This window comes from Metabacillus idriensis, assembly GCF_050483325.1.
Taxonomy (GTDB): Bacteria; Bacillota; Bacilli; order Bacillales; family Bacillaceae; genus Bacillus_P; species Bacillus_P idriensis_A.
Map to the genome: position 1 here is coordinate 120,763 of NZ_JBCMYF010000011.1, position 20,040 is coordinate 140,802.

The window sequence follows — 20,040 nt, forward strand, 5'->3', positions numbered from 1 at the left end:
TGATGAGTATTTTATGGATTTTTCACGGTGAATCCTATCAGCAATATCAGGCGGACGGAGAGGAGTTCCGCCCGATTTCGATCGGTTCTGAGGTTCAGCACACGCTGACAGTCAGGAATTTCCCTTTTTCTGAAGGAGCGCTTACCGTTGTAAAAACAGAGGAACCAGGCGAGTTTGTCATTATGCAAATTGACAGATCTATTGGAAAGGCATCAGAAAAAGAGCCTTTTCGGCTTTTGGATGATTCAGATCAGCTGACGATTTATTTAACACCAGCGCCTAAAAAGGCAGAGACGTACTATATTGGCTTTCAAAAAGAAATATCTATTTCAGCAGTCATTAAAGAAGCACATATTTACAAAGATAAGAGTGCCCTCCAGCTTCTGGGAAAGGGATCTGTCAGCCTGCTGAAAACAGACGCTCACTGGATGGTTTCTCCTGGGGATGAAACGGTCTATGTGAATGGCAGGAAGGCAGATGGCCTCACGGAACTGCAGATTGGAGACATTCTCTTCTGGCCGTTTATGACCGCCCGTCTTATTGAAGAAGATTTGCTGCAGGTTATGAGTATTGAAGAATTTCATTCAAATCTGCCGCATACGGAAAAACCAAGATCGGAAATGAGCAAAAAATATCCAATTTACCGCCGCACACCGCGGATGATTTATGAGCTGCCGAAAGAGAAAATATCTCTCACTTTCCCCGCACAGGAAGGGGACGACCAATCACGGAGCCTGTGGCTGATTATTCTGCCGCCTCTAGTCATGATGATTGCGATGGGAATCGTCGCTCTTATTGCTCCCCGGGGCATTTTTATTATCGTATCAATGGTTATGTTTGTGATGACGCTGATTACGTCAACCGCCCAATATTTCAGAGAAAAAGGCAATTACAAGAAGCGGAAAGAACGAAGGCTCAGGGTTTATACTCAATACCTTGAAAACAAGCGCCATGAACTTCAGGAAGTAGCTGAAAAACAGCGTCAGGTTCTGTCTTTCCATTTTCCTTCCTTTGAACAAATGAAGTATATGACACGGGAAATATCTGACCGGATTTGGGAAAGAACACCGGAAAGCAATGACTTTCTTGAGCTTAGAATCGGAACAGGCACCGTTAAATCAAGCTATGAAATTTCACTAAGCTCAAACGATATGGCGAACAGAGAAGTCGACGATCTTCTCGAACAGTCACAGCAAATGGAAAAAGTCTACCGGGAGATTCACTCTGTTCCAATCAGTGTAAACCTTGCACAGGGTGCAATGGGACTGATCGGGAAAGAAGCGATCATGAAAAATGAACTTCATCAATTAATTGGTCAGCTTGCTTTTTCCCACAGTTATCATGATGTCCGTTTTGTGTTTATTTTTAATGAAAAAGAATACAAGAGCTGGGAATGGCTTAAATGGCTTCCGCACTTTCAGCTTCCGCATGCCTTTGCAAAAGGCATGATTTATAACGAGCAGACGAGAGACCAGCTGCTTACGTCAATTTATGAAATGCTGCGTGAGCGGGATCTTGATGAAAAGAAGGAAAACACAAGGTTTGCGCCGCACATTATTTTTGTGATTACAAATCAGCAGCTTATTTCCGATCATGTCATTTTAGAATATTTAGAAGGCGAGTTTTCCCATTTAGGCATTTCCGTTATTTTTGCAGCAGAAGCGAAGGAAAGTCTGTCTGATAACATCCATACGCTTGTGAGATATGTAAATGATCAAGAAGGGGATATTCTCATTCAAGAGAAAAAAGCTGTTTCTGTTCCTTTTAAGCTTGATATACACAGGCATGAGGGAAATGAACCGTTTGCCCGGATGCTCCGCACGCTTGATCACCAAGTGGGGATGACAAATTCGATTCCAAAAAGTGTTTCCTTCTTAGAAATGGTGAATGTAAAAGAAGTGGATGATCTGCCGATTGAACAGAACTGGCTTACGCGGGAATCGGCAAAGTCTCTTGCCGTACCAGTAGGACTGAAAGGCAAGGAAGATGTAGTGGAGTTGAACCTTCATGAAAAAGCTCATGGGCCCCACGGTTTATTAGCCGGTACAACCGGTTCAGGTAAAAGTGAATTTTTACAGACATATATTCTGTCACTAGCCGTTCACTTCCACCCGCATGAGGTGGCTTTCCTTCTCATTGATTATAAGGGCGGAGGCATGGCGCAGCCGTTTAAAAATATGCCGCATTTGCTTGGCACCATTACTAACATTGAAGGCAGCAAAAACTTCAGTGCCCGTGCTCTTGCATCAATCAAAAGCGAATTAAAGCGGCGCCAGCGTCTGTTCGATCAGTATCAGGTGAATCACATAAATGATTATACAACTCTTTATAAACGCAATCAGGCCGAAGAACCGCTGCCGCACTTATTTTTAATTTCCGATGAATTTGCGGAATTGAAAAGCGAAGAGCCTGATTTTATCAGGGAACTTGTGAGTGCAGCGCGCATAGGACGAAGCTTAGGCGTGCATCTTATCCTGGCAACACAAAAGCCCGGCGGAGTCATCGATGACCAAATCTGGAGCAATGCGAGGTTCAGAGTGGCCCTTAAGGTCCAGGATGCAAGCGACAGCAAAGAGATTTTGAAAAATGCAGATGCGGCCTCTATTACCATTACAGGACGGGGTTATCTGCAAGTTGGCAATAATGAGGTGTACGAGCTCTTCCAATCAGCCTGGAGCGGAGCGCCTTATTTAGAAGAAACATCAGAGTCGGAGGATGAGGTCGCAATCGTAACGGATCTTGGCCTGCAGCCGTTATCTAATGTTGCGTCTTCTAAACAGCATAAAAAAGATGCGGAATCAGAGATTGAAGTGATTGTCGATAAAATTGAGGAACTGCAGGCTTCCATGGGCATCCGGAAGCTGAACAGCCCATGGCTGCCGCCGCTTGAAAACAGAATTTCACGCCATCAATATGCTGCTCAGCAGCCAGAGGAAATCTATCTCGGCCTAATTGATGAGCCTGAAAAACAAAGCCAGACTCCATATTCGTATCAGCTGATGGATGACGGAAACATCGCCATTTTCGGTTCGTCCGGATACGGAAAATCACATACTGTGATGCTCCTGCTTTTAAGCATCGCATCCAGACTAAGTCCTGAAGAAGCACACTATTACGTAATTGATTACGGAAATGGCACACTGCTGCCGATCAGACAGCTGCCGCATACAGCGGATTATTTCCAGCTGGATCAAGAGCTGAAAATTGATAAGTTTATGAGAATCGTTAAAGATGAAATTTCGCGAAGAAAACAATTGTTCCAGCATCAAGAGGTCAGCAGCATCAAGATGTTCAACTCACTGAGCAAAACCAAGCTGCCTCTAATGTATATCACCATCGATAATTTTGATCTCGTGAAAGAAGAAATGCAGGAACTTGAAACGCAGCTGATTCAATTTGCGCGTGATGGCCAGTCTCTTGGCATCTATATGGTTTTTACAGCGACAAGAGTACAGTCTGTCCGTCAATCTTTGATGAACAGCATGAAAACGAAAATTCTTCATTACCTTATGGATACGACTGAAACATATATGGCTATTGGAAAGGTTCCGTTTGCACCTGAACCTATTCCGGGACGCGCCATCATCAAGAAGGATCAGGCCTATTTCTCTCAAGTTTTCCTTCCCGCTGACGGCGGCGATGATTACGAGCTGCTTGATTCCATCAAAGATGATATTGGAATGCTGAAGGAGAAGTATAAAGGTGCCAAGCTTCCTCGTCCGGTCCCAATGCTTCCTGCTGAACTGACCATGATCAACTTTACACAGTTCACAGATGACGCCCAGAAAACAGGGGTTATCCCAATCGGACTCGATGAAGAGCATGTACAGCCTGTCAGTGTAAATCTGGCCAAAACGAAGCACTGTCTCGTACTCGGCCAGACTCAAAAAGGAAAGACAAATGTACTTAAAGTCATCCTGAACACAGCCCTGCTTCAGCCGGCCGAATCAATCGGCGTATTCGATTCGATTGACCGCGGCCTGTCAAGCTATGCTTCAGAAGAAAAGGTTGCCTATCTTGATACGAAAGAACAAATATCGTCGTGGCTCGATACAACAGAAGAACTTCTTAAAGACAGAGAACAAACTTATCTTACAGCTATTCAGCAAGGGGTTGTAAATAATCTCGCATTCTCCCCGGTCATGCTTGTCGTTGATGGATATTCAAGGTTCCAGCAGTCTCTTGACAGTATGCTGCAGGAGCGATTGACGAGATTCATGAAAAATTACAGCCACCTTGGCTTTAACGTGATTGTTTCAGGAAATAACAATGAGCTGACAAAAGGATTTGATGCATTCACAAGTGAAATCAAGCAAATCCGCCAGGCGCTCATCTTAATGAAAAAATCAGAGCAAACTCTGTACACCTTGCCATACAGCAGAAAAGAAAGCGATATACACCCTGGCTTTGGATATTATGTGGAAAATGGCAAAGAAACGAAAATACAAATTCCTCTTTGTGCCATTGAAAGGAAGATCTACACATGACAGATCAAAGAAAGCATACGATTAAAATGATAGCTGCGGTGCTGCTTATCTTGGCAGTGCCCGCTCTGTTCTTTCAATTCATCGGGGACAACCCGCTTGAAATAAAAGAGAAAGCTACGAGAAATATTGCTGTCGTTAATGAGGACATCGGAACGGAAAAAGCAGAAGGAGAAAATATAAAAGCTGAACCTGTTCAATTCGGCAAGGAAGTTGCAGCGATTCTTGATAAGGATTCCCAGTATGACTGGACAATCTTAAGCAGAAGTGCAGCAGTTAACGGGCTGAAAAACGGGCAGTATGACGCTGTTATTTATATTCCTTCCAATTTTTCTGCCAACATCTTAACATATGATGAACAGCAGCCTTCAAAAGCAGAATTTGAATATGTGGTCCAAAATCAGCTGAATGCTGAAAACAGACAAAGAGTGCTCCGGGCGCTTGAAGATGCGACAGGCCGCGTAAATAAGCAAATGTCATCCCTTTACTGGAGCTATGTCTCGCAGGACATGGAGAATGTCAGAGAAGAGTTTGACCGCATTCTTGAAAAGGAAATTGCCTTTCAAAATGCCATGCTGAATTTCTATAAACCAAGCTCTAAAGATTTGGCAGGGGAATTAAATCAGCAAAAACAAATGCTTGAGCAGCTCCAAACGACAATGAAACAGGCTGAAGAAAAGTCGCCGGAACGAAAAAACACGGTTCAGCAATTCGAGAAAAATTTAGCCTCATTTGTCAAGTATGTTGAAGAATATCAGGCCTATCAGGAAGATCAGCAGCAGCTATTGACGCTTGCTCAGCAGGAAAGCATTACAGCCATACAGGGCGGCAGTGCACAAGTCGATCAAATGCAGAATGAAACACAGCAGCAATTTAACGAACGAGGAAGCATGCTTGCTTCAAAAATGACGGACATTCAGCAGCAGCTTGATCAGAATCAGGAAACAGCTAAAGCATATGGGAATGTAAGGCTCAGCCAGACAGAACGCCAGGCAAGAGAGCTTGAAGCAGTTCATCGTAATTATGTAGATATGTATATTATGAAGGATAATCAGGATGCACTGAACCGTCTTGAAGGTGAACTTATTCCTCTCAGGGAAAGCCTTAAGCAAGGGAATCCAGGTGAGGAACCAGGCAACGGGGAGGAAGGACCGCCTGAAGATGGCGGAGATGTCACTCAGCCAGAAGCTCCAGGTGAAAATGAAAGTCCGGCTAACATGGAAGAGGAGCGGGCTAAGATTCTTGCTGTTTCAGAACAGCTTAAAAATCTCAAGGCCATTCTAGAAACGATTCCGGAGCCTAAACCAGAACAAGTAACACAAGCTTTAACTGAATTAGAAGACATGTCAGGAAAGCTTGCTGCAATCGAAGAATCAATAAAGTCAAAAGAAAATCAGAATTCATGGAAAGGCGAGTATGATAAATTGCTTGTTCTCTATGAAAAGCTGACAGAAGAAAATGCAAATCTATTAGAAGAAAATCAGCTTCTAAAAGATGAAATCAGCAAACTGGCAGAAAAGATAAACGTGCTGACAGATAATATGAACTCAGGTTCAGCATCCATCATTGAACAGGAACAAACGATACTTAACTTGCTCAGTCCTGAAAGAAAGCAAAGACTTGAGAGTGTGTTCAGCGGGCCGATCGGAACTGCATCAATGAACGATGTGCTGAAATACCATACGGTTTTATCTCAGTACGAGGCAGCCGCCAAGCGTATGAATACGACTTCAGATCCAGCCAAAGATGCTGTCCTTGCAGATGAGATGCAAAAAACAAAAGTAAAAACTATTCTATCTATCAATGAAACAGAACAAGGCGCATGGGACAAGCTGAATCAGGAGCTGCCGGCAACGGAAGAAGAAATGAAAGAAGTCCAGGCTTCCGCTCTTGCATTCATGGATGAATACAGCAAGGAGCTGGATGCTCAGCAGGCAGCTATACTAGAGGATCTTTCATCTATGGAAGAGAGCGCAAATAGCGTACTGAGCCAAGTTCAGGAATCAGAAAATACAGCTTCGGGAATGCCGCTTGAAAACTCGGACGGTACTGTCCTTGTAGTCAATCAGCAAAATATCAGCCAGGAATTAGTCATGATTACAGACTTGATGAATTCACTTGGAGAAAGACAGGAGACGGTTGTAAGCAGTACAGATGTCCTCCAGCAAAAAGTGAATGAAGTTCAATCTGAAGCAGACGTTTTAAATGATAAATGGGCGACAAATGTAGCCTCAACACAGCTTGTAAGAGATGACGTCTTCAGTATACTCGGCAATACGTTTGTAGACGGTCAGAACAACGGGTATGTTTATGAACATCTTGCCAATCCGCTGCAAATTAGCGGAGAAGCACCTGCTGCACAGGCTAAAGCGGTGCCGCCGGTCGTGATTCTTGTTATCATCCTTATCAGCAGCTTGCTGATCGGATTCTTCAGTCATTACTTCAAAGCAGCGCCGTTATTAGTAAGAGGCTCTATGTTTGGTCTATTAAACTTAATTGTCGGGCTCATCATCAGCGTGTTCGGTTTAAATATTTACACTCTCACTGATGAACGCGCGATACAATGGTCAATCTTTACTGTGCTGCTGTTACTTGCAGCATCAACAATCGTAAGAGTTTCGTTTTTGCTCGGCAATTTCGCAGGCTGGCTTGCAAGTGTAGGCCTCGTTGCCTTCTTTGTCAGTCCGCTGCTTGCTTTAGCCGCGCCAAACTTCACATACGAAGATCCGATGTCAGAGGTGTACATCTCGATTCAGTATGATGCAAATAATTTATTTACTCAGGGAGTGATGGTGCTTATCGGCATTATCCTTGTTCTGACCATCCTGCCGTTTGTTGTGAATGCTCTTAAAAACTCAAACGAAAAGGCCAATCAGGAACATGCCCATGAAGCGTAAAGCAGTCATATGGTTCTCCTTATTCCTGCTCATCTTTGTCTTTACAAGCTGGAGGCCGGGACATGCGGAGACAGTAACAAACCTTGAGGAGCTGGATCCTAATGTTTATGAGGAAAAAGAGCTTAAGGAAAACACGGAATATCTGCATGAGGAATCACTGTATGAAAAAAGAACCACTATACCGGAGGAGCAAAAAGATCTAACCTTTGAAAAGCCGTCCAGTGACCAAAAGGACGAGTTGCAGGAACAGCTCTTCACTGATTACACAAAAGAGAAAAACACGATTAAATCCAAAGCTGAACAACTGGATTTATTCTCAGGCAGTGCAGAACCATCATTGAGTATGACAGAAACGGTAAATTCTGATACAACCCAAAACTCGGGCTTAATGATGACGTATATTCTCCTGATTGCCATTGGCGTCATCCTGATGCTCGGACTTTTGATTCCAAAGATGACACAAAGTAAAAAACAGATTAAGAATTGAGGCAGCTTTATATAAGCTGTCTTTTTTTTCACGCTTCTTTGTCTAGGCACGCGATGGACAATTTTCGCAAAAAGACCTTTTTACTGCTTGTTGTATTCCCTTACTTATTTTGGATGTAGAGCAAAAAACATCCTTCGTGCTATGATGATAGGAATCTTAGAATATGAAAGTGAAACGATCCTATGAGAATAAATAAATATATAAGTGAAACAGGCTATTGCTCAAGACGTGAAACCGATCGGCTAATTGCCAACTGCCGGATTTCCATCAATGGAGTCACCTGTGAGGCCGGAGACACAGTAGCTGAAGGAGATATCGTTTTAATCGACGGCAGTCCTATCCCGTCTAAAGCCGCGCCAGTTTATTTGGCTTTAAATAAACCAGTGGGTATTACTTGTACAGCAGCAAAGGAGGTTAAGGGAAATATCATTGATTTTATGGCTTTCCCGGAACGAATCTTTCCTGTAGGCCGGCTGGATAAAGCGTCAGAAGGGTTAATTTTACTCACAAATGATGGATCGATCGTAAATAAAATCATGCGGTCTGAACATGGCCATGAAAAAGAATATCTCGTCAAAGTAGATAAGCCATTTGACCATGACTTTATTCTTGGAATGTCAGGGGGAGTAGAAATACTCGGAGTGACAACCAAACCGTGTACAGTTGAGAAAATCAGTGATTCTGAATTCCGCATTATTTTAACGCAGGGACTTAATCGTCAGATCCGCAGAATGTGCAAGGTGTTTGGCTATAAGGTAGAGAGGCTTGAAAGAAAGCGAATCATGAATCTTTCTGTAGAAGGTTTAAAGAGCGGAGAGTGGCGCAAGTTGACATCGGGTGAGATCGAAGAGCTGATGAGCAGCCTGGTTTAAAGAAAAAACCGCGGGACACATCACATGTGCTCCGCTGTTTTTTTATGCTCTGAAGCCTTCTTCATGCAGATAATTTGCAGCTTCTTTATAAGTGGTAAATGTGCCATCAAGGTTTAATCCGGCATACACATTCCACATATCATCTTCTTGGATCAAAATAAGAGTCTGTCCATCCTCATTTGTCCATGTTTCTTCTTCAAATTCTTCTGCTTGCGCGTCTTCCTGCACAGAAAGCGAATGAATGGATTTTTTGATAATGCTGCGTAATTCTTCTTCCGAGAAATCACGGATGTTAACCATGCCTTTATCATTCACGGCATATCCTTTTACAGATTCAGCGTATACGAATCCATTTCCATTTGGATGAAGATGATAGACCACATTTTTCTTATCGTAAATGCTATCTTCAAACTGAAAGTTGATTCTTCCAAGGGAAACGTTCTTTCTTTGCAATTCGTTAAATGTTTCAATAACAGCAAGCTTTTGTTCAAAAGTAAGCATATCTTTCCTCCGATAATCGATTCAATTTGCTTATTATATCACAAGCAGGCGAAAACCATTTATTTGCCTGGAATGAGTGAAGAAAATTATAGTAAAAGAAAGAAAGCAATATTAGGCAGCCTTTTCTGATAAACTAAATGCATAAAAATAGCTTGAGAGGAATGTTCAAATGAGAGCACTTGTATTCAATCAATTCGGCGGACCTGAAGTATTGACTTCAGCAGAGATTAAAAAGCCTGTTCCGGGACCGAAAGAGGTTTTAATCAGAATGAAAGCAGTAGGGCTCAATTTTGCGGATGTGTACCGCCGAAAAGGAAACTATCACTTAGAGGGAGAGCCTCCCTACATACTTGGATATGAGGGAGCAGGAATTGTTGAAGAAATCGGCAGTGAAGTAAGCGGCATTAAACCAGGTGACCGGGTTGGTTTTGCGGATGTTCCTCATTCTAATGCAGAGTTTACTGCAGCGCCCGTTGATAAGGTGATTCCTCTGCCAGATGAGATTTCATTTGAAACAGCAGCTTCAGTGCTTTTGCAGGGGCTGACAGCTCAATATCTTACGTCTGACAGCTACAAGATTAAAGCGGGTGATACGGCTCTCGTTCACGCTGCAGCCGGGGGTGTAGGCCAGTTGCTCGTTCAGATCATTCGCTTTTTGGGCGGCAGAGTCATCGCGCTTGTCTCTACTGATGAAAAAGCAAACATTGCAAAAGCAGCAGGTGCAGAAAAAGCCATTGTCTATACAGAAGACTGGAAACAGAAGGTCCTTGGGGCAACAGCAGGAAAAGGAGCTGATGTCGTTTATGATTCAGTAGGCTCAACGCTTATGGACAGCTTTGCTGCAGCCCGCATTGGCGGAACCGTCGTATTCTACGGTATGGCAGGGGGAGATCCGGTGCATATTGACCCGAGAATGCTGATGGATACGTCAAAAACACTGACTGGCGGTGATCTCTGGAATGTACTTACGTCCAGAGAAGAGCGCATCTCAAGATCGAATCAGCTATTCGGCTGGATCCAGGAAGGCTCACTGCGGATCGCTGAACCTGCCCGTTTTCCTTTAGAAGATGGAGCAAAAGCGCACCGTTATCTTGAGAGCAGAAAAAGCACGGGGAAAATTGTGCTAATTCCATAAGGGGGAGGCTGCTTTTTCAGCAGCCTCTTTTTTTATCTGCATATCATAAACAGGCACTTCCGCTTTTCTTGTTGCCCAGCTCCATCACCCAACTCCCCGGCCAGAACGTCTCCGCCTGTAATGGCAAAAAGCGCCTTTTCAGGCGGACCCTTATCTGTCTGTCGGAGCTAAACGGGTTCTTATTCCCACCTCACTTTCGCTCCAATCCCACAGCCTGGAGGCAAGCTCAATATCTCGGGCGCGCTCAGTCGGAAGCTCCATTTTTCTTTTATAAAAGTATTGCCCGGTTATATGTTCCACTTCAGAACTTTCTGCTAAGTAAATAGCTGTTTGTGCTCCTTGTTCTGGAGTGAGAAAGAAGGGTTTTAAAAGAGCAAAAACACCTTTTCCGAATCCTGTCTTTCGATTAACACCCAAACTTGTTGCTACTGCACCGGGGTGAAGTGCATTAACCGTTACTCCTGTACCCTGCAGTTTCTTTGCAAGTTCCGCGGTAAATAAAAGATTGGCAAGCTTCGATTGAGCGTACCCCTTCCAAACTGTAAAACCCTTAGTTAAATATGGGTCATCAAAATGAATGTTTCCGATTTTATGGGCACCTGATGAGACATTTATGATCCTGCCCTGCGGTGATCGTGTTAAAGCAGGGAGCAATAGGTTGGTCAAAAGAAAATGACCAAGATGGTTTACGCCCATCATGCTTTCAAATCCATCTTCAGTAAGCTCCCGTTTTATCGTCACAACACCGGCATTATTGATTAATACGTCCAAAGAATGATAGGCATCATCATATTGCCTTGCAAATTCCCTTATGCTTAAAAGAGATCCAAGATCACACTTCATAAGTTCAATTGCATTCGACTTGCTTTCTCTTTTGGCCTGATCAAGTGCGGCCTGTCCGCGTTCTAGACTCCTGCACACCATGATGACATGTGCGCCCTTCTTAGCCATCTCAATTGCAGCAGCTAGCCCCATACCTGAATTTGCACCTGTAATCATCACTTTTTTACCTTTCAAACTCTTCTCTCCTTTTCGCTTTCCACAAATGCTGTTATTTTACGCTCAGATGCCTCTGTAAGCTTTCATTTCGTTCCGGCTATAGGGAAACCAGATCCTCTATATATCCGCGCATGCAGCCCTGTTTCTGAAACATTTTGATGAACGTCCGTATTTATGCTTCGAATATATGAAATTTAAGGCCGAACGGATCCGTCACCATGACACTTTTTTCACTTATTTCCTTGGTTACTGTACAGCCTGCCTGCAGCAAAGAAGCTTTAGATTCTGAAAAAGAATCAACGGCAAATTCAAAAAAGACTCCATCAGATTTTTTGTTTTCGACATAAAAAAAGTTTCCATTCATGCTGAATTTTGTTTCTGATTCATTTGAGTACTCGGCGGTCATGCCAATTACTTTTTCATAGAACGAAATTGCTTTTTCATAATCCTCCGCAGCAAAAGCAATGTTGCCGGTCAATTGAAACGGGGTATGTTCATTCATTTTTTTAGATGGACGATAAGTATCCGATCCTGATGGGAGAAGGTCAAATAGGTGCCATACAGAACAAAAATCATCGCCTGGTCCAAAAGGAGCCTGTGAAACATGATATATGGCCCCATCAGCCTCTTTTTTGAAGGCTGAGACACCCGGATAATAAAGTCCGTCTTTTTCAAAACCGAAATCTTGTTTAAAAGAAGTGCCGGAAGTGGAAATGACAGGGAACTGCCATCTTCTTTCAGCGGCGAATGCATCTTGTATATGAGGTTCATCAGGTGTGGAAAGAACAAAAGCAGCTTTTTTTGCGATATGGGGATAGACACCATTGAAACCGTCTGCCCACATCGTACAGTAAGAACAGTTTTTCCCCATGTTGTGAACAACGAGAAGTTCATCTTTCTCTTTAAAAAGCTCGCTTAATGTGACAGAATGTCCATTAGAAGACGTAAACACATAATTTTCCGCCTTTTTCACCGTCTCTTTTTTCCTGAGTGCTGCAAGAAGCTGTTTTTTTTCAAGAAGTTCTTTTTCTAGAGAAGAAATCTCTTTCGCTAACGTATTTTGATTCATTTCCATACCTCCTTTGCTGTCTAAGTAGATACTTCGGGCGGTAAGGGTCTTTATCCTTTAAATAAATGCTATTTTAGAATGGAGTGTGCGTTTAATGACTGTTAAAGGAGTGGCGCTTGATGCAAATACAAGATGCCGTCACTATGGAACTGACAAAGACATTATTGCGATTAAATTTAAATGCTGTGAGACATTTTATGCTTGCTATGAATGCCATGAGCAGCTTGCGGATCACAGTCCGGAAGGATGGGATAAATCAGAGCGGGATATGCCTGCTGTGCTATGCGGTTCATGCCGCCATGTACTTGCCATTCAAGAATATATGGACAGCGGAAGCTGCTGTCCGAAGTGCGGTTCTGCCTTCAATCCGGGCTGTAAAACACATTACCACCTGTACTTTGGTTCTTAAGGTGTTTAGTATTCTTGCTTTGTGGGAAAATAAAAAGAAAAGAGGAGGAGTTTACCGTGAAAAAACTGATTCGAAAAGCGATAAAATATGCTCCAATCGTCTATCCTATTGTAAAGAAAATGCTTAATAAACGAAAAAGCGGCGGACGTACAACTTATTAATAAATGTAAGATTGCAGCTCAAAAGGCTGCGGTCTTTTTTTGCTGTTTTTTCAAAAAAACGCCTGCTGAATGTCAGCAGGCGTTCCGTTCTATTAATTAAGTTCTTTTGCGCATTGAACGCAATACAAGGCTTAATAAGAAAACAAAGATGATAGCTCCAAGCAATGCAGGGATAATAGCGATGCCTGCTAAGGTTGGTCCGAAAGTGCCAAGAAGCTCCCCGCCGATCCAAGCTCCAATAATACCTGCAATGATGTTTCCTATAATGCCTCCAGGTACGTTTTTACCAAGAATAACTCCCGCTAACCAGCCTATTAAACCGCCGACGATAAGATATAAAATAAAGCCCATTTTAATTTCCGCCTTTCTTAAGATAGTGTTAGGTATTTGTATCTTATCGTTGTTATTCCCCCGCCTATTAGAAAAGAAACATCTTGCTGTAAATTTTTTTATCTGCATCTCAAAAATAGCTGTCCATACCTCAATAAATCGTTTTGAACAAGGTGATTTCTAGAAACTGCAAGTTGTTTCATGTAGTATGGGTACTATAAGATAACGAAATTTTTTAAAGATGGGACGTAACTATGAAAACTGAGACAACGCTCACGATTAAATCTAAATACGTAAAGGAAATGAAAAACGGCAGCCCGCTGATTCAAAAGGATTCGGTCGTTAATCTTTCAGGCTTAAAGCATGAAGGCGAGCTCATCAGACTGGTTGATGAGCAGCAGCGGTTTATTGGAAGAGGATATTACGGGAAGCAGAATAAAGGGATTGGCTGGATTCTTACTTCAAGTGAAAGAGAAGAAATGAATCAAGCCTTCTTTGATCAGAAAATTCAAGCTGCCTTCCAGTTCCGCAACAACCTTTTCAGAAGCGGTGCTACGACAGCCTTCCGGGTTTTCAACGGTGAAGGGGACGGCATCGGCGGATTAACAATCGATTATTTTGACGGCTACTATCTGGTGACATGGTACAGCAAAGGAATTTACCAATTTAATTCCTTCATTTTAGAAGCCTTAAAGAAATATGCCGAAATTCGCGGGATTTATCAGAAAAAACGATTCGATTCTCAAGGAAAATTTGTTGAGGAGGATGGGTTTGTAGAAGGGCAAAGACCGGAATTCCCATTAATCGTAAAGGAAAATGGCGTGAATTTTGCAGTGTATTTAAACGACGGCGCCATGGTAGGGGTTTTTCTTGATCAAAGAGATGTTAGAAAGACCATTAGAGACCGTTATGCAAAAGGAAAAACCGTATTGAATCTGTTTTCTTATACAGGTGCATTTTCTGTGTTTGCTGCTCTTGGCGGGGCTGTAAAAACAACGAGTGTTGATCTGGCGAACCGGAGTCTGAGTAAAACGGTCGAGCAATTCAGCATTAATGAGGTTGATTATGAATCCCAGGATATTATTGTTGAAGACGTTTTTCATTACTTCAAATATGCTTTGAAAAAAAATCTAAAATTTGATCTTGTCATCCTTGATCCGCCAAGCTTTGCGAGATCAAAAAAATATACATTCAGCGCTGCAAAGGACTACAAGGATCTGCTGAAGGAAACCATTGCTTTAACGGAAGACAATGGCGTAATCGTCGCATCCACAAACTGCAGTACGTTTTCAATGAAGAAGTTTAAAGGGTTTATCGACACAGCCTTTAAAGAAACAGGAGAAAAATACAAAATAAAAGAAGAATTTTCCCTGCCGGATGATTTTAAAACGAAAAAGGAGTTTCCAGAGGGGAATTATTTAAAAGTCGTGTTTATAGAAAAGGTGAATCCAGTCAGATAATGACTGGGTTTCTTTTGGTGCAGCCTAAGACAGAATAATATTTGCTTTAAAAGAAACCCTAATAGAAAAATGATTAGGGGGAACACATAGAATATGGTTCACCATAATATCAATTTAACCACTCCGGAGATCTCTGCGCTATGGACAACTTACATGCAAGAGAGTGCATCTTTGTGCTTTTTGAAACATTTTTTTGAGCATGCAGAAGACGAAGAAATTCTACTTTTGGTCAAAGAATCTATTTTGCTGTCTCAAACTATTTTGCAAACTGTCACAACGATTTTTACCGGAGAAAACTTTCCAGTTCCTGAAGGTTTTTCTGACGGTGATGTTGATCTTTCTGCACCGCCGTTATATACGGATCTTTATGCATTAAGCTATGTGTACCGGACGAGCCAGCTTACATTGGTGAACGTATCTACTTTTGTTATTAATGTTGCGCGAGTTGATTTACTTGAGTTTTTTATTGAATATCAGCATAAAATAACTCGGCTTTACAAGATGGCAGTCAAACTTATGCTTACAAAAGGAATTTATGATCGTCCGCCGAAGATGACTTACCCTGATCAAGTTCATTTTGTCGCAAAAGACTCCTATCTATCAGGATGGTTTGGGGAGAGACGTGCGCTGAACTCTTTTGAACTGGGTGAGGCTTTTTTTATCATTGAAAGAAATTATATTGGTATTCTATTGCTTAAAGGACTTATTCAATCGGTAAAAGATAAAGAAGTAAAAAAATATCTGTTAAATGCAAAGGATTTAGCCCAAAAACAAATTGATGTATTCAATCTTCTTTTGAAAAAAGAAGGGCATTTAGGAACAATTCCTGTCTCTTTAGAAGTGACAGACTCTGATGTTTGTCCTTTTTCAGAAAAATTGATTATGTTTATGATTACTGCATCCACAGGAGCGGCTATTTCTCTAATTGGGCATTCAATATCCCTCTCGATGAGAAGGGATATTGCAGCGCATTACCTTCTTATTATGAAAGATATTATGTTTTTCGTTGAGGATGGGACAAAATTAATGATTGAAAGAGGCTGGCTTGAAAGACCGCCGCAGTCTGAAATCAAACCAATATAAGAAAAAAGCAGCATTCATCTATAGCTGCTTTTTATCCATTCTTCTTTGAGGAGAGAATGCATGATTACATCGCATGGAATATTGTCTTGAATAATATAATTTCTAAGCATTCCTTCCTCTTTAAAGCCTAAGGGCGCAAGAACCCTTCTGGAAGGGGAATTAGCAAGCAATACTACCGCCCCGATGCGAATCATCTCCATTTCCTCAAATCCAAAATCAAGTATCGTCTTAATGGCCTCGGTTGCATATCCTTTTTTCCAATGCAGATGTGAGATTTCATAGCCTACTTCAGCTCGTTTGTACTTCTGTGAGAGAGCGTGAAATCCGCAAGTGCCAATTAGTTCATTGGTTTCTTTGAGTTCAATCCCCCATCGTATGAGCTTATTCGACTGATAGCCAATCTGAAATGTATGAATCAGAGTCTCTGCTTCCTCTAATGTTTTAAAAGAATCCATGCCATAATACTTTGTTACCTCTCTATTAGAGAAATACTCAAATAATTTCACAGCATCTGAGTTTTCAATACTTCTTAGCTTTAATCGATCTGTTTCTAAATGCGGAAATGATGTCATTTTTCGTTCCCCTTCTACCTTCTTTAAAATGTTTCAGTTCGACATATATTGATAGATTTCCTCTTTTTTTTCTTCCAATTTACGCGATGAACAAAAAAGGTTTTGGCGGTGGATAAGATACGGTAATACCTTATTAAAGGAGAATGTTTACAAGTATACTGATAATGTATACTTGTAAACAAAATGTAATGAAATGTATACGTTATTTGTTTACATGTATACAAACACGTACGCATCCCGCCATATAAGGATGTATACAAATTAGTTACCTTGTGTACAAAAATGTCTACAATGTAAACAGATTTGTAAACATGTGTACAAAAATGTAATCATTCTGGTTCTATTGACGAAACTATCAATCTTTAATACTCTTTAAAAGAATGGATTTTTATACTAATTCATGAAGTGAAAGGAATGGTGTTCATGAGTAATTCTAGAATCGCAGCAATCGATGTAGGAAACGATGCAGTAAAAGCAATTTTCGGAAAATATGACTCTCAACTATACATACCGAATGTCATTGCAAGAGACATTGAAGATCGTCCGGTCATTGGAATTGAGGAATTAGACAGCAAGGATCCGTTAGATGGAATTCATATTAAGGTTCACTCCCCTGCTTTAAAAGAAAACAATGCCATTTATCGCGTTGGATCTCTTGCTACAAAAAGCGACAATGCTTCTGAGCTTGATCCGGGCAGCAGTAAATCTGAAGAAGATCAAACGCTGATTATGCTGTTTGCTTCAATTGCCCTTGATGCAGTAAAACCTGAAAATGAAAAAGTGTTCCGCAGAAATAATAAAGTCATTGATGCAGCATATACACTTGGCACTGGACTTCCGTTAAGAGAAGCTAAAGAAGGCAAAGATGTTGGTTACCGATCTAAGCTATTGGGAAATGTCCATCAGGTAGAATTTTTAATTACTCCAAAATATCAGGGTTTAAAAGTAAATATAAAATTTGATGAAGTGAAAGTCTATCCTGAAGGATTTGCAGCTTATATCAACCTGGTGATGGACAAGGATTTAAACATCATCAACAAAGATTTGATTGATAAGCGCATCATCATCCAGGATATCGGAGGCCTTTCTACTGATATCGCAGTCATTAAAAACCGCAACGTGGACGATGATAAAGCACAGGGCTTTAACCTTGGCGTAGTTGAATCATTAGAAGCAATCCGCGAAGAGATCCGTTCTAAGCACGGTGTTGAGCTTGACAGCCGCCGTGATGTAGTTGAAATCATCACTAAAAAAACGGACCGCAATCATATCTATGTAAGAGGCAGCCGCACAAGCGTTCATGATATTACGGACCGAATTTTATTAGATCTTGCGAAGAAACAATACCGCCACTTGCGCAACGTTTGGCAAAAAAATTCACAAACTGAAATCTGCTATTTTGTCGGCGGAGGAGCAGTTGTGCTGAAGGATTACCTTAAAACGCTTAATAATAATCTTGACGGCTACAATATTGACTTCTTTGAAGATGAGAATGAAAGCATCTGGATGATGGCGAATGCTTATTACAAGCTCGTTTTTGACTTTTACCGCAAAACAAACAAAGATAAAAGCAGCGAAGATAAAAAAGCGGCTACTACCAAATAATAGGGTGGTTTTATGAATAAAGGCGCTTCATCAGGAATTCAGAGGGGACAGGCGATCACGTTTCGCATCCCTTCAGATACTCCTGAGCACATAATAAAACAGCTGCAAAAGCTGAAAGAAACCGAAAAAAGGAACTTCTCAAGCAAAATTGCTGAATTTGTTTCACAAGGTGTCAGCGATTCTTTTGTTAAGGAGAAGGAGAGCATCACAATACCGCTTCCGCAAAAACTCAGCAAAGCTCAGAGAGACTGGATGAAACACGAGCACTCTGAAGCACTGCTTGGAAGCATTGTGTATCAAATTCTTGCTGATCCAATAAGAGCTGCTTCTCTTCTTGCTTCGTTTAACAGCAGGTCACTGGATATCGACGAGGCCCTTTACTTGCAGGAAACAGCCTTTCCGTCTAATAGCCGTCCTGCAGTGCAGGAACATGAGCCTGATGAAGGTTTTGATGATAACGCAGGACTGGATGATTTCGATTGGGAAAAAGCATTGCAGGAGTCAGCATCTTCATCAGAAGAAGAAACAAAAGAAGAAACAGCAGATGATTTGATTGGCGGATTTCTTTCTAAAATGAATAAATGATAAGAAAAGCGGAAGTGCCCGTTTAGCGCAGACAGACAGATAAGAAATCACCCTAAAAGTCCGGTTTTGACTTTTTGGGTGATTTTGTTCTGGCCGAGGAGTTGGGCGGTGGAACTAGACAATAAGAAAAGCGGAGGCGCCCGTTTTAGCTCGAGCTAGACATAAACGGGCAAAACTTAATACGCATCCTATCTTAGATAAAAGCTAACAGCAGACGTTAGCTTTTTTGTCTTTGTTTAAGAAAGAGTGTCGATATCTAAATTGACGTACCGCTGCATAAGATGGTACGAGGAGGGATTGCTCATGTACGAAGAGTTAACAAGACTTCAAAAAAAGCACCGCTTAAAGGCAGCTGAAATGCTTGCAGACTCATTCTTTGATAATCCGCTGTTTATTTACCTCTTCCCTCAGGAGGGGAAAAGAAAAAGAATTTTGCAAAATGTATACCGCAGTACTGTTGAAATTGTAGATGCCATCAGTGATACATATGTGACATCAGACAGAGTAGAAGGAATCTTCGCTGTAAGAAGAACTGGCTATCAGTCTTTTTCCCCTGCCCTATACATAGCGATTTTAAAGACAATTTTCAGAAGCCTGCTGCTAGTAAAAGACGTACAGATGGTTTCTTTTATTAAAAAAGCGAGAAGGCTGTCGGTCATTTCTAAGAGAATGACTTTTTATGAAAAACAAAAACCACATCTAGTACTAGACATGGTTGCGGTTGATAAGAAATACAGAGGTCAGAAGTATATGAGTCAAATGATTAGAGCGGCGCTGAAAGAGGCAGACATCAGGAGAACGTTTTGCGTTCTGGAAACGGAGACCACCCGAAATGTCCGGATATACGAACACTTTGGCTTCCAATTATCACAGAGCGTTGAGGTGATAAAAGGCCAGTTGACCGTTTATATCCTTGTTTATGATCCTCATCAGCAAATCATCTATGCTGATAAATCTTAAGGAGCATCTATTGATTTTACCCGGCCAACTTGTCCATCCTGAAGACGCACTTTTATTCCGTGGGGGTGAAAAGCTGATTTAGTCAGGATGTCTTTTACAACACCGCCCGTAAGCTTCCCGGATCGCTGATCCTGCTTCAAAACGATTTGAACAGGTGTACCTGGTTTTATATGTTCGCGGTTTTGACCGTTCATTTAAACACCCATTCTTCTGCGCTGATTATTTGTTTTCTTGGAAACCTGGCTCTTCATATTTTTCGTTTGATTCGAACCTTTCAAACTGCCATTTCCATTCGCTTGTGCCTGCTTTTTGCTGGCAAGCTTTTGTTTAATCGCCTCTTCGAGTGTCATTTTCTTTTCTGACATAGGACAAACCTCCTTTAAAAATAAGATGTACAGTCATTATACTATCATTCATTAAATAAAAATAGA

18 protein-coding genes are annotated in these 20,040 nt (G+C 41.6%); 11 read left to right on the top strand and 7 right to left on the bottom strand.

The genetic code is table 11. The features are described 5' to 3' along the window. Positions 1-2: 2 nt before the first annotated feature. From essC to ABEQ24_RS07645, 4 genes are all read left to right on the top strand, one after another. The gene (gene essC / locus ABEQ24_RS07630) at positions 3-4,487 is read left to right on the top strand and encodes a type VII secretion protein EssC (RefSeq protein ID WP_430006220.1); all 4,485 of its coding nucleotides are present in this window, start codon (positions 3-5) and stop codon (positions 4,485-4,487) included. Beyond that, the gene (esaA, locus tag ABEQ24_RS07635; RefSeq protein ID WP_430006221.1) at positions 4,484-7,381 is read left to right on the top strand and encodes a type VII secretion protein EsaA; all 2,898 of its coding nucleotides are present in this window, start codon (positions 4,484-4,486) and stop codon (positions 7,379-7,381) included. The genes essC and esaA overlap by 4 nt, the downstream gene beginning before the upstream one ends. Further along, the gene (gene essA, locus ABEQ24_RS07640; protein ID WP_430006222.1) at positions 7,371-7,868 is read left to right on the top strand and encodes a type VII secretion protein EssA; all 498 of its coding nucleotides are present in this window, start codon (positions 7,371-7,373) and stop codon (positions 7,866-7,868) included. Before esaA ends, essA begins: the two co-directional genes overlap by 11 nt. Positions 7,869-8,050: 182 nt before the next feature. Further along, positions 8,051-8,740, top strand: coding sequence for a pseudouridine synthase (locus ABEQ24_RS07645; RefSeq protein WP_430006223.1), 690 nt, complete (start codon positions 8,051-8,053; stop codon positions 8,738-8,740). Between the two features lie 42 nt (positions 8,741-8,782). Here the strand turns inward: ABEQ24_RS07645 and ABEQ24_RS07650 are convergent, their stop codons facing one another. Further along, positions 8,783-9,241 (bottom strand): hypothetical protein, encoded by a 459-nt coding sequence (locus tag ABEQ24_RS07650; RefSeq protein WP_430006224.1) that lies wholly within the window; start codon positions 9,239-9,241, stop codon positions 8,783-8,785. A gap of 169 nt (positions 9,242-9,410) precedes the next feature. Here ABEQ24_RS07650 and ABEQ24_RS07655 point away from each other — a divergent pair, with 169 nt between their 5' ends. Beyond that, positions 9,411-10,376, top strand: coding sequence for a quinone oxidoreductase family protein (locus tag ABEQ24_RS07655; RefSeq protein WP_430006225.1), 966 nt, complete (start codon positions 9,411-9,413; stop codon positions 10,374-10,376). Between the two features lie 150 nt (positions 10,377-10,526). On the opposite strand, the gene ABEQ24_RS07660 is transcribed toward ABEQ24_RS07655, so the two are convergent. Next, positions 10,527-11,393, bottom strand: a complete 867-nt coding sequence (locus tag ABEQ24_RS07660) for an SDR family oxidoreductase (RefSeq protein ID WP_430006226.1) — start codon at positions 11,391-11,393, stop codon at positions 10,527-10,529. Between the two features lie 154 nt (positions 11,394-11,547). Then, positions 11,548-12,444 (bottom strand): DUF899 family protein, encoded by an 897-nt coding sequence (locus tag ABEQ24_RS07665; protein WP_430006227.1) that lies wholly within the window; start codon positions 12,442-12,444, stop codon positions 11,548-11,550. 94 nt (positions 12,445-12,538) lie between these two features. Here ABEQ24_RS07665 and ABEQ24_RS07670 point away from each other — a divergent pair, with 94 nt between their 5' ends. Continuing rightward, on the top strand, positions 12,539-12,853 hold the full coding sequence (locus tag ABEQ24_RS07670; protein WP_430006228.1) for a CHY zinc finger protein: 315 nt from the start codon (positions 12,539-12,541) through the stop codon (positions 12,851-12,853). A gap of 257 nt (positions 12,854-13,110) precedes the next feature. Here the strand turns inward: ABEQ24_RS07670 and ABEQ24_RS07675 are convergent, their stop codons facing one another. Further along, positions 13,111-13,365 (bottom strand): GlsB/YeaQ/YmgE family stress response membrane protein, encoded by a 255-nt coding sequence (locus ABEQ24_RS07675; RefSeq protein WP_430006229.1) that lies wholly within the window; start codon positions 13,363-13,365, stop codon positions 13,111-13,113. 233 nt (positions 13,366-13,598) lie between these two features. On the opposite strand from ABEQ24_RS07675, the gene ABEQ24_RS07680 reads away from it, so the two are divergent. Together ABEQ24_RS07680 and ABEQ24_RS07685 are read left to right on the top strand one after the other, a co-directional pair. Beyond that, positions 13,599-14,804, top strand: a complete 1,206-nt coding sequence (locus ABEQ24_RS07680) for a class I SAM-dependent rRNA methyltransferase (RefSeq protein WP_430006230.1) — start codon at positions 13,599-13,601, stop codon at positions 14,802-14,804. Between the two features lie 93 nt (positions 14,805-14,897). Further along, positions 14,898-15,887, top strand: a complete 990-nt coding sequence (locus ABEQ24_RS07685) for a DUF3231 family protein (RefSeq protein ID WP_430006231.1) — start codon at positions 14,898-14,900, stop codon at positions 15,885-15,887. Positions 15,888-15,901: 14 nt separating this feature from the next. Here ABEQ24_RS07685 and ABEQ24_RS07690 read toward each other — a convergent pair whose 3' ends face one another. Continuing rightward, a complete protein-coding gene (locus ABEQ24_RS07690; RefSeq protein WP_430006232.1) occupies positions 15,902-16,459 on the bottom strand; it encodes a GNAT family N-acetyltransferase in 558 nt (185 codons plus the stop codon). 423 nt (positions 16,460-16,882) lie between these two features. Between ABEQ24_RS07690 and ABEQ24_RS07695 the strand changes: the two genes are divergently transcribed. From ABEQ24_RS07695 to ABEQ24_RS07705, 3 genes are all read left to right on the top strand, one after another. Further along, positions 16,883-18,064: a ParM/StbA family protein gene (locus ABEQ24_RS07695; RefSeq protein ID WP_430006233.1), complete on the top strand. Its 1,182-nt coding sequence runs from the start codon at positions 16,883-16,885 to the stop codon at positions 18,062-18,064. Between the two features lie 12 nt (positions 18,065-18,076). Beyond that, positions 18,077-18,649 (top strand): hypothetical protein, encoded by a 573-nt coding sequence (locus ABEQ24_RS07700; protein WP_430006234.1) that lies wholly within the window; start codon positions 18,077-18,079, stop codon positions 18,647-18,649. 303 nt (positions 18,650-18,952) lie between these two features. Beyond that, positions 18,953-19,609, top strand: a complete 657-nt coding sequence (locus tag ABEQ24_RS07705) for a GNAT family N-acetyltransferase (protein ID WP_430006235.1) — start codon at positions 18,953-18,955, stop codon at positions 19,607-19,609. Here ABEQ24_RS07705 and ABEQ24_RS07710 read toward each other — a convergent pair. Beyond that, on the bottom strand, positions 19,606-19,803 hold the full coding sequence (locus ABEQ24_RS07710) for a YwbE family protein (protein WP_070878839.1): 198 nt from the start codon (positions 19,801-19,803) through the stop codon (positions 19,606-19,608). The two genes, ABEQ24_RS07705 and ABEQ24_RS07710, sit on opposite strands and share 4 nt — an antisense overlap. Then, positions 19,804-19,974: a hypothetical protein gene (locus ABEQ24_RS07715; protein WP_165971023.1), complete on the bottom strand. Its 171-nt coding sequence runs from the start codon at positions 19,972-19,974 to the stop codon at positions 19,804-19,806. Positions 19,975-20,040 lie beyond the last annotated feature (66 nt).